The sequence below is a fragment of the Pedobacter sp. AC464 genome, assembly GCF_979253075.1.
Genome location: NZ_CEEDBV010000001.1, coordinates 1,181,360 through 1,194,809 on the forward strand (window position 1 = coordinate 1,181,360; position 13,450 = coordinate 1,194,809).

Consider the following 13,450-nt stretch of genomic DNA (forward strand, 5'->3'; position numbering starts at 1 on the left):
GTTCAGTCCAGCAAGGATGTCTGTGTCCCGGAAGGAATGGGAATAAAACCGTATCGGCCACTGTTCAAATTTTGGGTAAACGAGATGTGGTTTATCAAATGGGCTACGTCGGCAGGGGGCTCTTCGTTTTCCAAGATGATTACCTGGGCCACCTTATTATCGCTCGCCAAATATCTGTAAAAGTCCATGGCAAGGTCGACAGTAATGCCTTCATCCTGTGCTGAGGGCTTTCTGTAGGTGACTAGTGGTGAATCCAACACCGAAGGACCTATGCTGTAGTTTTTGTTAAAAAGTAGTTCCTGCAATGCGATAAGAAATAAGGCATATGTTATAGCTCTATATCCTTTTCCCGCCAGCTCCCGGTCTTCTCCAGAAATGACAAAATCGTTGGATTTTTCGCTAAACGTTACCCCTGAAATGCCGGGATAGTTACACGCAGTCAAAATGGAATTCATGATGTTGGATAATTCGAACACCCTTGAGGTTAACAGGTCATCAAAGTTATTTTCATCTCCTTTTTTATCTAGAGAAGACAGAATCATAGCCTTTTGATTTTCAAAGGACTTAATTTTGTCTTTTAAAAAGACAGCTTTATTCAGGTTTGCCTTTAATCCGTTAAGTTCGGAGATCTGATTAAATATTCCCTCCATCTCAATAGCGACGCCCCTGTTTATCTGATCAGTTACCGACTTTAAAATCCCTTGTTGTGTTTCGATCTCAGCGGCAAATACTGCATTTTCTTCGGCAAGCAATGTTTCAGATTCATCGACTTCCTTTATTAAGCTCCCGATTTTAACAATCTCTTTTCCGCAAGCATCTATCGCCTGTTTCAACTCCGGCTCTATATCCTTTTCTCCCAAGGGAGTTTCGCAAACGGGGCAATTTTCTTCCAAAGAAGGGTTATTCATCAATAGATAACTCGCCTCGATTGTACTGTTCAATCTTCTGGAATCGGTATGATATTGTTGTTTCAATATCCCGCTTCTTATTAAAATCTCGTCATTATATATCTTTTTATTACCTACCAGAGAAAGATGGACTGCCGCAGAAATTCTTTCCTGATCTAGTTTATTAAAGACATCCTTCAATTGTTCGTGGTCAGTTTTTAGACGCTCGATCTGCTGGTCAATTTTGACAAGCCTTTCCTGAGGTTCAATACTATCTGCAAGCTGGTTAAGTTCCAAACTGTTCGCCGTAATCAGCTCGTTAAGCATTTCTACCTTGCCCTTTCGGTTTTTGATTTCATCATTACTTAAGTTTTCGATGATATCGCTATCATCCCTTCCCGATAAGATAAGTTTAAAGGTGCTTTTTTCTTCTGTTGCCAGCGTATATTGACCGGAAACAATGGGTGATTTATCAGTAATGACCCTAGTCTCATCCACCATAAGGTACTTTACAATATCCCGATAGGAAATTTTTCTTGTTTTCCCCTTAGCGTTAGTCCTGATTTTCCTTTCGGCAAGATTGTTAAGCCCCAACAAAAAAGCAGATATGGTATCTGTGCTGTCTTTGCTGTGTTTTCGGGCCAGTTTTACAGGCTCTGCATTGTCTGAGGAAACAATAAAGTTTCCACCCTTCAGATCACTTTGAAGCGCATACAGCTTACCATCGGCGGACAAAATCTTCATTACAATGGACTCGTATTCTATCGCATGCTTAATTGGCTTTGGTCTGGTCGATGACCCCAGCATATAATTTATGCATTGATAGATATAGGTTTTGCCCGTATTTGAAGGTCCAGTGATGACATTTAACCCCCTTTCAAAAGTAACGGTAGCAGGTTGTGCACTGGTACTAAGTAACTTCAATTCTTTTATGATAAATCCAGCGCTCATTATTTCAAAATTTCTAGATTAAATTCATTCCGAACTTTTGAGAGGTTTTTGGTGATTACTTCCCTTAAATTTTTTAAGTCATACTGTGCAAACTTTTCAACTACCCAATTGGCACGTTCAATCAAGTCATAGGAATAATCCTCGGAAAGCGCATCCAGAAATGGCGTTGCAATTTCAGTCGCACCGTACTGGATACCGGTTTTATCATAGAACCTGTTGATCAATCCTTTATGGATAAACACCTCCAACCCTTGCTGGATCAGATTTCTTCTGACAAGGATTTCTCCAGTCCGGTTAGGAACCGCAGGATGTAGACTAATGGTTCCAGGATCGATATCACCTGAATGTACGATCATATAATCGAAATACACCAAATGATCTAAATCGTATTTTAGCGGATAAGCTGAATTAAGAAAGGTAAGCATCCTCAACCCAGTGTCCACACCGTTATTAAAAGGATAGATTTTATTTTCACTCATTTTCTACCCAATTTATTTTTTTGTCATTGCACAACTGGTGGCAGACACCTGTTTTATCTTTGGTATTGGTAACTTCTCTAAGTGCATTGGAAGTAATTGGCACAATTGCAGATTGATTTTCAACGGCCTTGACCTTTTCAAAACTATTGACATGAACACTTTCGACCAAATTGATTATGCCATCCAGGACTTCGGTCTGAAAGCTTTCAAACGTACCGTTTGGCAAATTATCGCGTGAGAAATTCCTTAATTGCTCCGCATGATGGAAGCTTATCCGTGCCCGTGTAAAATGCCGGTAATGATTGGATTCCTTTGCAACTTCAGTAATTGAGGAAAATTCTGTCGGAGAATCAGAGCTGTAAGCTTTGATCAACTGATTCACATAATGGGTCTCCTGAATTCCTATTTCGGCTGCAATGGTAGATTCATCTAACATTTCCCTGTCCGGCAGCCCGCCACCGAACCAAGTTAAATGATTTGGATGAGGTTTATGTTCTTCGATTATCGTTTTAGGTTGCACGCGGTCGAAAATGTTATAATCAAAAGCATTAATATAAGCGGTAAGTTCGGGCGTTAATGCTATTTTATGGCCAGACGTAACCTGCTCACTAACATCTTTGTCCCAATGGGGGAGCAGGCCAGTTTTAATATCAGATCCATTCTGGAGCAGCTTCGTGAAACTTGTTCCACACCCTTTTGGAGCAATAAAAAAATATTTCTTTGGAACGGGATACTCCTTTAAAAATGTATAATAGATAATCTTACCAAACTCGATCCACATCTGCGCCGGCATCAGCGGACGATCATAGTGCTTGCATTGGAAACAGTCCCAGGCATAACCAGCCACTTTGGGATCGCTAATATAGGCTGCTACATCCCTGCCCTTATCACCCGCCCCACCGAAACGTTCAACCTCAAAGTATTGGTTTTTTTTGATCTCCAACCATTCTTCAATGAAAATTTCCCACTCTTCGGCAGAAAAAACCTCCATACGTTTAATCGGTAGGATATTCCTGCCATGGTTCACTTTAAATGATGTAACGTAAGAGCGCATTTACAGTTTAAAATTTGGTCTATCTTCAAATCTACTGTATTATATCCCAACTTCAAAACTCATTGGAAATTGGCTACTTTTGGAGCAGTTTCATTTACCAAGCTTTTGCTAAAGATCAACATAGAACTTATTGATTGTTGTTGATTATCAAGCTTTAGATCATACCCTAACTTTTGAAACCCTTGCAAAAATCAAATTCGACTGGCTTTCTCGACAGGGTAGATTTAAACTTTGTGGTTACGGTAAGTTCCGGGACATGGTTCGAACCAGAAATAAATTCATAAACATTTGAATAACAATAATTTGAGTGTAATTTTAGATGTGATTTATTTTTGCACCGTCAGGGTCCCCTTATAGACCTCGAACCAAAAATCGGTCTCCATTCGCAGTTTGCGACGATTGAAGAATCCCCTAAAAAAGAAAAAGCCCTTTAAGATATCTTAAAGGGCTCACGGGTGGATGATGGGGCTCGAACCCTTTCAAATATTGACTACAAATGTTCAACTAATGAAAAATATTCAGCAGGGAAAGTTGTCGACTTGAGAAAAATGAATTTTTAGCAACTCAATCCTAAAAATCGCAGAAATCTTTTTTAGATGAATTTTAAAATATCGCTTTAAAATTCAAAAATAAAAACTACTTTTATACTATAGTATTTGCAATAAAAAGACACAAAAAAAGCGGTGAGTCACTAGGTGAGTATCGAACCTAAAGCCCCATGAATATTGATTAAACGCATGCTTTCGGACTATGTTCGAATCCCAGCGGGATCACAAAATACGATAAAGCCTCTGTAAGTAACTTGCAGAGGCTTTTTGATTTTAGCGAACAACATCCCATTTGATTCAATCGCTTTTTTGAGTTCTCATTTCTATCAGATATACTTGGCTAGTACTTAAATTTATAGCTGTCATTTCACCAGCTGATATCAGGAGCATTGATTGAATGCCAGAAATAAAGCAAATCAAGAGCCCATCAACCACCCGGTTTGCAAAAATAGTATGGATGTAATTAATGTGAATATCCGATGATAGGATCAAACGCCTGGCAAAAAATGTCGTGGGAAGCCTGCAACTCCACCATGCTTTAACGACATCTTTAACGCATCCACCTCTCCCTCAAATTCCCTAAAAGCCGCGATTAGTTTGATTCACACCAAATCAAAATAAGTAGCGCAATTTTTTTCAATGGATAACCCGTTCATATACGGTATCCAGAACGGGTATTCTCCCATAAAAACAGGTATTTCAGCCAAAAACTTTCATCTCACCCACCGAGTTTTTTTTATAAAAGTTACTTAAATCCAAGTTGATATGAGAAAGAAAAACTACAACAACTTTACTTTACTTATTATGGTCGGCGTTATGGCACTCTGTTGCGGCTGCAGTCCGAACACCACCATAACCGGTTCGTGGATAAATCCGTCGGCCAAAGGCAAGCCAGTTTCTGGAAAAAGCGTATTCATAGCCTCGCTTAGCAGAAGCATAGAGGTTCGCAACACACTCGAAGATGCGTTGGCAAAAGCTGCAACCGAGCGAAATATACCCGCAGTTAAGAGCACAAGCTACTTTACGCCAGATTTCTACCAGACTACCCCATCCCGCGAGCTTCTATTATCCAGAATTGCAAAAACCGGAGCAGGAACGATAATGACCGTTGCACTTATCGACAAAGAAAGTGAGACTAGATACGTTCCAGGGTCGGCGGGCTATGCCCCATTCCCTAATTACCGGTGGTATGGCGGCTTTTATTCCTATTACAATTATTGGCGTGGAACTTTCTATGAGCCCGGGTATTATGTAACAGACAAAACCTACTTTATGGAAACCAATATTTATGATGCCAAAACTGATGAACTCATCTGGTCGGCTCAATCACAAACCGTAAATCCTGGAACAATACAGCGTTTCGCAAAAGAGTATCCAAAAATACTGATTGAGAGAATGATAAGCGACGGATTATTGCAGCCATAACTACGAAACAGATTATGAAAAACCTTTACTTAACCATATTGGTGCTGGTCACCTTATGGACAAATATTCAGGGCCAGGTTCGGGAAATTACCGGCACCGTGACCGACCAGGCAGACAATTCGCCAATTCCGGGTGTTAGCGTGCGGATAAGAGGGACAGCCACCGGTGCTGCGACGGACCCGCAGGGCCGCTATCGGTTGAGCGCTTCCACGGGGGCCATTCTCGAATTCAGTGCCATTGGTTACACCACGGCTACAGTAACCATTGCAGCATCAAACGTAATTAATGTAGCACTTAATGCAAACGACCGCCAGCTTTCTGACGTTGTGGTTACCGCAAATGCAATAAGAAGGGAAAAACGCACCTTAGGATACTCAGCGCCAACAATCAACAATGCTGAACTGCGCCAGGGACAAGCTCCCAACCTTATAAACTCGCTAACCGGCAGAGTGGCGGGCGTTAACATCACCACCACCTCCAACACGCCCGGAGCATCATCTCGCGTGGTGTTGCGTGGGGGATCGTCTATCGCCGGGAACAACCAGGCACTTATCGTTGTAGATGGTGTTCCGATAGATAATTCAAGTGTTATTGGTGGCGGATCCTCTTTATCCAGTGTAGATTTTGGCAACAGGGGAAACGACATCAATCCAGAGGATATTGCCTCGGTAACGGTTTTGAAAGGACCAGCTGCCGCAGCTTTGTATGGCTCGAGGGCATCAAATGGCGCTCTAATTATTACAACCAAAAGCGGAACGCAGGGCGCTAAGAAAATGGAAATCACTTTCAACACCTCTAACAGCTTTTCATCAATTTTGAAACTACCGGATTTACAGAACGAATATGGCCAGGGTTATTATACCGATATAGATGCGCAGGGTAATGCAAGCTACGAAAATGACCCAAAGGAAAACTGGAGCTGGGGTGCGCCATTTAATGGAATTGCACAACCATGGGGGCAACAAATTGACGGCGAACGGCTTACAAAACCATACGAAGCTGTTCCAAACAATATACGCGACTTTTTTACAACCGGATTCAGCACCGATAACAACCTCTCTTTTTCTGGCGGCGGCGACAAAACCACATTTTTTCTGGGATTAAATTCTTTGAATTCTAACAGCATTTTTCCAGGCAATAAAGATGTTTATAACAGATACAATGTGAGGTTTAACGGAACCGCAGCTTTTAGCAATAAATTCACAGCAGGCATCGCCTTTAATTATTCAAAAATAAATAGCAACCAGGTAGCTGGCGGACAGGGAGGCGCATCGGTTTACAATAATGTTCTTCAAACACCTCGCGATATCCCGCTTCAGGATTTGCGTGATTTAAGCAATAAATTTTATGGCTACGGATATACTGATGCGAATGGAATTCTTCGGGCCGACCGCTATGGCTACTATGGCGCATATACCATGAATCCTTACTGGGTTCTGGAAAACTACAATAATTTCAATGATGTAGACCGCGTAACCGGAAACTTCAACATTGGATATAAGCCGTTCGATTGGCTCGATATAAAAGAACGCCTGGGAATTGACTCTTATACGGATAGACGCACGCAACAGGCACCAAAGTATGCATTTATCCCTGCAGATGAGGCTGGAAACTATTCCGCAACAGCGAATGCGGCAAATAATAATGGCTTATATCAGATTGACCAACTTAATGTAAATGAGCTCGTACATGATTTGATGGCTACCGCATCTTTTAAGGTGATCGATAACTTAAGTGGCTCGTTAATGATTGGTAATAACATCAGACAGCGAAATACCACCACAAATAGCCAGGCAACGAATGCTAGTGGTGGGTTGGTTGTACCGGGTTGGTACAATCTTGCGAACAGCAACGGTCCGGTAGATATCATCACCGATTTCATCAGCAGAAGAAGATTGATCGGGTTATATGCCGATTTAAACTTATCTTTTAAAGACATGCTGTTTCTGGAGGCCACAGCAAGAAACGACTGGTCATCAACACTGCCTGCAGCAAGCCGATCGTTCTTTTACCCAAGCGTTAGCACATCCTTTTTGTTTTCTGAAGTGCTTAAAGATAATGACGCCTTCAATTTTTTAAGCTACGGGAAGCTAAGGGCGAGTTACGCACAGGTGGGTAACGACACCGATCCGTATCAACTTATGACTACATTTTTCAGAGGAGAAATTTCAGGCGGCTTTGGAAGTACTACTTTTCCATTTGGAAATGTAGCTGCGCTGATGTCGGGTTCTACGATTGGGAACCCCGATTTAAAACCCGAAAAAACAAACTCTTTTGAGATTGGCACCGAGTTGGGATTTTTTCAAAACAGAATCTCGTTAGATTTCAGCTATTATGCGAACCGATCTAAAAATCAAATACTTAGCATTCCGATTCCTGGTTCTACAGGTTATGGGTTCAGTGTGGTTAACGCCGGCGAAGTTAGAAATAACGGTGTAGAACTTAGCCTGCGTGGTACGCCGGTAAAAACCGCCGGCGGATTAACCATCGAACTTTTTGCTACCTATACCAAAAATAATAGTGAGGTGGTTGAGTTGCTTCCAGGGATAGAGCAGGTTTCTATCGGCGGCTATTCGGGAATGTCCATTGTTGCCGCGGTAGGCAGGGCATATGGTGAATTTTACGCGGTGGATAACCTAAAAGATGCGCAAGGAAGAACTGTTGTTGATGCACAAACCGGCCTGCCCGTTCAAACTTCATCAGCACAATACCTGGGCAGTTATAACCCAAAATACCAGGCTTCAATAGGAACCAACATCAAATACAAAAATTTTGCGCTTAATGCACTTTTTGATACGAAGCACGGTGGCGTTTTCTATTCCAGAACAAGAGACATAATGGGTTTTAACGGAACATCGGCAGAAAGTGGCGGTCCTAGAATCGGCGTCATCTTCCCGAATTCTGTTTATATCGACCAAGCCGGCAACACTGTCGAAAATCAGAGCGCAACATACAATAAGCAGGATTACTATTCAGACCTTGTCGCAGGCCAGCACATCGTCGATGCATCATTCGTTAAACTCAGAAGTTTATCACTCTCCTACCAATTCAGCAAAAATTTTTTAAAGAACAGTCCGTTGGGTGCGCTTACAGTAGGTTTATTTGGAAATAATTTATTCATCTGGACTCCAAAATCGAATCAGTTTGCAGACCCTGAAGTTAACTCGGCAGGTGCTGGCAACGCACAGGGTTTCGACTACACGGCGCAACCATCTGTTCGCAATTACGGCATCAATATCCGGGCATCATTTTAATAAAAAACTCATGAAATCAAATCCATTCAAATATTGTAAACAGTGGTCGGCCGTTACAGTTCTGCTGCTACTATTTCTCAACTCCGGTTGTAAAAAATTTCTGGATGTAAATGAAAATCCAAACAATCCGGTTAACGCGTCTCCACAATTGTTGCTGCCTGTGGTTGAGGCTTCAATTGGCCAGGTGGTTGGCAATAATTTTCAGATTTACGGTAATTTTTGGGCACAATACTGGACCCAAAGCCCATCGGCCTCACAGTACCGAACTATAGACCAATATAGGTTGAGCAATACCGCTTTTGACAGACCATGGGCGATTTTGTATCGAAATGCATTGAATAATGCTGAAATTATTATAAATACAGATGCACCAAACGCCGAGCACATCAAAGGCATGGCATATGTACTAAAAGCTTATACATTCCAATTGGCGACCGATGCTTTTGGAGATATTCCATTATCACAAGCCCTGCGGGGAAATGAAGTTACAAGTCCGCAATACGAACCGCAGCAAACCGTTTACGACAGCATTTTTAATTATATAGATAAAGGTATTGCTTTGCTCGGTACAGCGAACGCGGTATCTCCGGGCTCGCAGGATTTGATTTTTCAGGGAGACGCAGCGCAATGGATTAGATTTGCCAGAACCTTAAAACTCAGGGCGTATCTCCGCCTTTCTGAAGTAGATCCGGCGCTGGCACAACAGGGAATAACTGCCTTGTATAACAGTGGAGCTACGTTTCTGGAAGAAGACGCCGCAATTCAATACTCCACCACAGGTGGAAATGAAAATCCACTGTTTAATGAGATGGTTGGTCTTGGAAGAACACAAAATATTGTGGCCAGTGGCACGGCAGTTAACAATTTCCTACGTAACAACGACCCGCGGGTTTTCCAGGTGTATGACATTATTCCCGGTCAGGATACCATAGCTTATATCAGGCAAGGAAGTTATAGCAGCAACGCAAATAAGGCAGTATCACCGCCATCGGCTAAAGTTGGTGCAAACGCAAATGACAATGCCTCGGCCACCACTCCTGTTAAATTAATTTCTTTACCCGAAAGTTATTTTCTGCAGGCCGAAGCTGTAGCAAGAGGCTGGGCTCCAGGCGATGCATTTTCGCTTTACAGGCAGGGTGTTCAGGCGAGCTTCGCCAGCCTGGGCGTTGCAAATGCAGCAACCGCTTATTTGCAGTCGGCCCCCGATGCCCAATGGCCTGCAAATCTCGAGGGAAGGCTGAGAGCCATCATTCTGCAAAAATATTATGCAATGGCCGGTTCGCAGGGCTTTGAGGCCTGGACCGAATGGCGAAGAACAGGCTATCCGGAATTTCTGGCCCCATCTGCAGCATCAACAATTGGTGCCGGCCGAATGCCGCTGAGGTTTTTATACCCTGGAAGTGAGATTACAACAAACCAAAATTTTCCGGGTACTGTATTAATTTATGAGCCTGTTTGGTGGGACCAATAGCGAAAAAAAAGAGATATTCAGACGTAAATGTGTAGACTACCTGAATTAACAATAACAAATACCCGTTCTATGTTTTAGGTGCTTTCGAAAGCAAATAAACTCTTAATTTGTGTTAAATTATTATCCGGATGGATAGGTTTGAAGTTAATGATTAGGCGGGAAACGTAACTGTTATCCCGCCCTCTTTTATTCCTGAATTAAACGCTTCCATATAACTGATTGAGTTTGGTTTCTGTACAGTAACAACCTGTTAAACATTTAAATTCGAATAATCGCATACATAGCGATTAAACATTCACCATTGATAACTAATGAAGATTTTACCGAAAACTATAATTAAAGTGCCGTTAAAAGGCCTGGCAAAAATTTTTGAGCCTGACGTGTTTATAGAGGCTAACAACTATTGCGCACTCTATGGCAAAAACCCACAGGAAGGTATTTTTGGATGCGGGCAATCCGCTGAGGAAGCTTTGACAGATTGGGAAGATAACTTACATAAGGCACTTAGGAGCGATATCGAAATAAAACGGATTTTGCTCCATAAAAAACCTCCACCGAAGGTTGAAAGCTTCCTGGAAAAGTACAGGCAAGACGCAAAGAAAGATGGAACGGGTTACAACATTAATAAAAACTATTAAGCGTTTCCAATGATGTTAATCAGCGGCAGCGAAAAAAGCCATTTGGATGCCTTAAAAAGATGTTTTCATAAGCACAACATATCCCCGGTGCTTATCCTTTTTAAGCGACTACGAACGGTATTTGTATTTCAAAAAGATCATAACAACATTCAGCGCCAGGGCGAAAAAATTTGTGATGATTATTGGCAAGTCTGATTTCGAGAAACCGTAATAAACCCACAAGCCGTTTCCAGTCATTAAAACAATGAACATGAAAATAGAAACGTCTGTAGCCTTCTTCTTTTTAACGGTTTTAACAATTTGTGGAATAATTGAAGATGAAGTGCAAATGCCCGCGATGATGCCTAAAATGTCGATACCTTGCATGAGCTGGTCGTGGTTAGTAATTTGAATTGAGAGATTAGCTAAAAAACTTGTGTAAGCCGACTAGCTCGCTAATGTGTTATCTTTTCAGATATCCGCCGGCTCAGTTAAATAAGACCGGCGGAGGTAAAATGATTTATGGATTTATTCTGCTTTTGAGCGTTATTGCATCTTTAAGATGGGCTTCCAGTGTTGGTAGTTTTACAGCTGCCATTGATCTTAAATCTGGGTCTGGAACGCCAAAGGCATCTGCTCCGTTGCGAAAAAGTTCTACTGCATCTTGATGGGAAAGTACCATAACGTTCACAAATTCCCTGTCGAAACTAACCCCGCTTAGCGCTGATAATTTATCTAGATTTTGTTGTTCTTTAGGTTCAAGCCTATCCGGAACGGTCCAGCCTTTACCCGAAGCAAGGTTTTTCATTTCCATTGCCGCTGCCGTGTGGTCGGCAACCATGTGCTCGCCATAATGCTTAACCTCTGCATCAAGCCCTTTGGTTAATGCGAGTGTACCGGCCGCTACTTCGAAGTTATTGCTGCTTGCTGCCCTGTTAACAAACTCCTGATTACTTAGATTATAGTCTGCATCGTCGTTGTCCTTACATGCACCAAACGTAAGTGATGCGATGACCAGCATGGCCATCATGCCTTTTTTTTTGTTTGTGATTTTCATAGTTTTTTCTTTTTTAACTACTTGAAAAACATGCTGGCAAGGGGAAATGGTTTATCCTAAATTAAAAACAGGTAATTGGCTTCCATGTACGCGTATTTTTACCAAATCGAAAAATAAATAAAACCAAAAAAACCAACTGGTGTTAAACTTTTACTTATTTAACCAACAGTTTATTAAATCCATAATTTATGAATCCAGGTAACGAAGATAATTTAGACGAAGACCAAAATGCAAATCAGAAAGCTCTGGGGAATACAGATTTACCAGACAAGCCTGATGATATCCATGAGGCAACCCGGGAACTAAAAACGACAGGTACAGGCTCAAACAACGCTGCGGCAACACCCGAGTCTTTAATCGTTCATGATAAGGAAGAAGGTGATGACCGTTACGAAAGCCCGAAGCCGTAACAAATAGATCAGAAAAGTTTACTGGTAAATCAAACAGCTCCAAATATGACCGCTTAAGGATAGCTCCTGTCTAAATTATCCTCTAACCAGTTTTCACAACGACCTCCACCCTGTCTGGGTTTCGCCACCCAGAAATCCCACTAACTCGTCTTCCGCGTGCTGCTGTTTGCGTAGTCCGGCTTTAATGAGATTAGTACAGAAAAAAGCACCACTTTTTTCTATCACCACATCCTGGAAACGCTTGCGAAATCTTCCAACCAAATCGCTCGCTTGGCTTTCAATTTCAAGGAGGCTTTTACTCCAAAAAATCACATCAATATCCGTATTTATTGGCTTAAAATGCGCTTCCGGATGCGAAAAATACTTAACCTGATAAATGAAATTGATTGAAATACTCAAAATTGAAAAATAGCGAACCTTGTTATCAAAATGTCCGTTATGTAAATAAAAATCATATGGAAAAAGAGAAAAGCAATGCTCGAAGGGATCGGATCTCCATAGCAGAAAAAATCAGTGATGGCCAGCTTGTTGGCAAGCCGTCTGCAAGCAATCAGGTATCAGAAGAAAACCTGCGAAAAAGTAGTGTAATTACCGGGAAAATTTCCCCCTTGAAATGGAAAGCGCCATCGAAAGGAATTGCAGGTTTGTTATAGCATGACTGAAACCAGCGGGCAACAATCCGCTGGTTTTTTAGTTTTTTAACTTTCCCAAAACCTGAAACTAAATAGCAATGTTTTCTTTTTAATCACCAGCTTGACAATTTTTAATGCATTATTTGGCTAAACATTTCAATTTCAAATTTTTAAATGAGGAAGATAAATACAATTAAACCATACTCAGTTGCCCTGATAATACTGCTGTTAGCCTCATGCAATGGCTATGATAGAGACAAACAAATTAAGCAAGATTTAACGATGAAGGCTAAGGAAGACGTAAACTTTGTAGGGCTCAACTTTATCGTTCGCAACCGGAACGTTGATATCTGGGGCAACTGCCCTACTTTGCGGGCTAAGCATAATGTGATGAAAAAACTGAACACCATCCACGTAATTAAAGGTGTAACAGATAGAATTAAAATTGCGCCAGTTAATATTGATACAAACTTGGCGGTAAAGCAACTTGTAGATAGTCTTTTAGCTAAACATCCACGCTGTTGGGCCCAGGTAATCAACCAAAACATTTTTGTAGAAGGCCAGGTTAAAAAAGAACAGATTGGCGAATTACTCGCTTCCATACATCAAAAAGTGCCAAATCGTGTGCTCATTGATAAAACCGTGATTAATTAGCTTTTAAACAA

13 protein-coding genes are annotated in these 13,450 nt (G+C 41.5%); 7 read left to right on the top strand and 6 right to left on the bottom strand.

Features of this window, described 5'->3' with window-relative positions:
• Positions 1-2: 2 nt before the first annotated feature.
• Genes AC0IWT_RS05100 through AC0IWT_RS05110 form a run of 3 tightly spaced genes read right to left on the bottom strand, consistent with a single transcriptional unit; the run spans position 3 to position 3,308 of the window.
• The gene (locus AC0IWT_RS05100; protein WP_471796271.1) at positions 3-1,838 is read right to left on the bottom strand and encodes an AAA family ATPase; all 1,836 of its coding nucleotides are present in this window, start codon (positions 1,836-1,838) and stop codon (positions 3-5) included.
• A complete protein-coding gene (locus AC0IWT_RS05105; RefSeq protein ID WP_471796272.1) occupies positions 1,838-2,317 on the bottom strand; it encodes an ABC-three component system middle component 2 in 480 nt (159 codons plus the stop codon). Before AC0IWT_RS05105 ends, AC0IWT_RS05100 begins: the two co-directional genes overlap by 1 nt.
• Positions 2,310-3,308: an ABC-three component system protein gene (locus tag AC0IWT_RS05110; RefSeq protein ID WP_471796273.1), complete on the bottom strand. Its 999-nt coding sequence runs from the start codon at positions 3,306-3,308 to the stop codon at positions 2,310-2,312. The genes AC0IWT_RS05105 and AC0IWT_RS05110 overlap by 8 nt, the downstream gene beginning before the upstream one ends.
• Positions 3,309-4,684: 1,376 nt before the next feature.
• Here AC0IWT_RS05110 and AC0IWT_RS05115 point away from each other — a divergent pair.
• The 4 genes from AC0IWT_RS05115 to AC0IWT_RS05130 all read left to right on the top strand — a co-directional run bounded on the left by AC0IWT_RS05115 (position 4,685) and on the right by AC0IWT_RS05130 (position 10,707).
• Entirely contained in the window at positions 4,685-5,344 is a 660-nt protein-coding gene (locus AC0IWT_RS05115) for a DUF4136 domain-containing protein (protein ID WP_471796274.1), read from the top strand.
• A 14-nt stretch (positions 5,345-5,358) separates the two neighbouring features.
• Positions 5,359-8,598 (top strand): SusC/RagA family TonB-linked outer membrane protein, encoded by a 3,240-nt coding sequence (locus AC0IWT_RS05120; RefSeq protein WP_471796275.1) that lies wholly within the window; start codon positions 5,359-5,361, stop codon positions 8,596-8,598.
• Positions 8,599-8,608: 10 nt separating this feature from the next.
• Positions 8,609-10,069, top strand: a complete 1,461-nt coding sequence (locus AC0IWT_RS05125; protein ID WP_471796276.1) for a SusD/RagB family nutrient-binding outer membrane lipoprotein — start codon at positions 8,609-8,611, stop codon at positions 10,067-10,069.
• A 311-nt stretch (positions 10,070-10,380) separates the two neighbouring features.
• Entirely contained in the window at positions 10,381-10,707 is a 327-nt protein-coding gene (locus AC0IWT_RS05130) for a hypothetical protein (protein ID WP_471796277.1), read from the top strand.
• A 108-nt stretch (positions 10,708-10,815) separates the two neighbouring features.
• Here the strand turns inward: AC0IWT_RS05130 and AC0IWT_RS05135 are convergent, their stop codons facing one another.
• Together AC0IWT_RS05135 and AC0IWT_RS05140 are read right to left on the bottom strand one after the other, a co-directional pair.
• Positions 10,816-11,073: a SemiSWEET family sugar transporter gene (locus AC0IWT_RS05135; RefSeq protein WP_471796278.1), complete on the bottom strand. Its 258-nt coding sequence runs from the start codon at positions 11,071-11,073 to the stop codon at positions 10,816-10,818.
• Between the two features lie 133 nt (positions 11,074-11,206).
• The gene (locus tag AC0IWT_RS05140; protein WP_471796279.1) at positions 11,207-11,743 is read right to left on the bottom strand and encodes a DUF4142 domain-containing protein; all 537 of its coding nucleotides are present in this window, start codon (positions 11,741-11,743) and stop codon (positions 11,207-11,209) included.
• Positions 11,744-11,931: 188 nt separating this feature from the next.
• On the opposite strand from AC0IWT_RS05140, the gene AC0IWT_RS05145 reads away from it, so the two are divergent.
• A complete protein-coding gene (locus AC0IWT_RS05145) occupies positions 11,932-12,153 on the top strand; it encodes a hypothetical protein (RefSeq protein ID WP_471796280.1) in 222 nt (73 codons plus the stop codon).
• A gap of 93 nt (positions 12,154-12,246) precedes the next feature.
• Here the strand turns inward: AC0IWT_RS05145 and AC0IWT_RS05150 are convergent, their stop codons facing one another.
• The gene (locus tag AC0IWT_RS05150) at positions 12,247-12,552 is read right to left on the bottom strand and encodes a hypothetical protein (RefSeq protein ID WP_471796281.1); all 306 of its coding nucleotides are present in this window, start codon (positions 12,550-12,552) and stop codon (positions 12,247-12,249) included.
• Between the two features lie 56 nt (positions 12,553-12,608).
• On the opposite strand from AC0IWT_RS05150, the gene AC0IWT_RS05155 reads away from it, so the two are divergent.
• Entirely contained in the window at positions 12,609-12,806 is a 198-nt protein-coding gene (locus AC0IWT_RS05155; protein ID WP_471796282.1) for a hypothetical protein, read from the top strand.
• A gap of 153 nt (positions 12,807-12,959) precedes the next feature.
• Positions 12,960-13,439: a hypothetical protein gene (locus AC0IWT_RS05160; protein ID WP_471796283.1), complete on the top strand. Its 480-nt coding sequence runs from the start codon at positions 12,960-12,962 to the stop codon at positions 13,437-13,439.
• Positions 13,440-13,450: the final 11 nt, after the last annotated feature.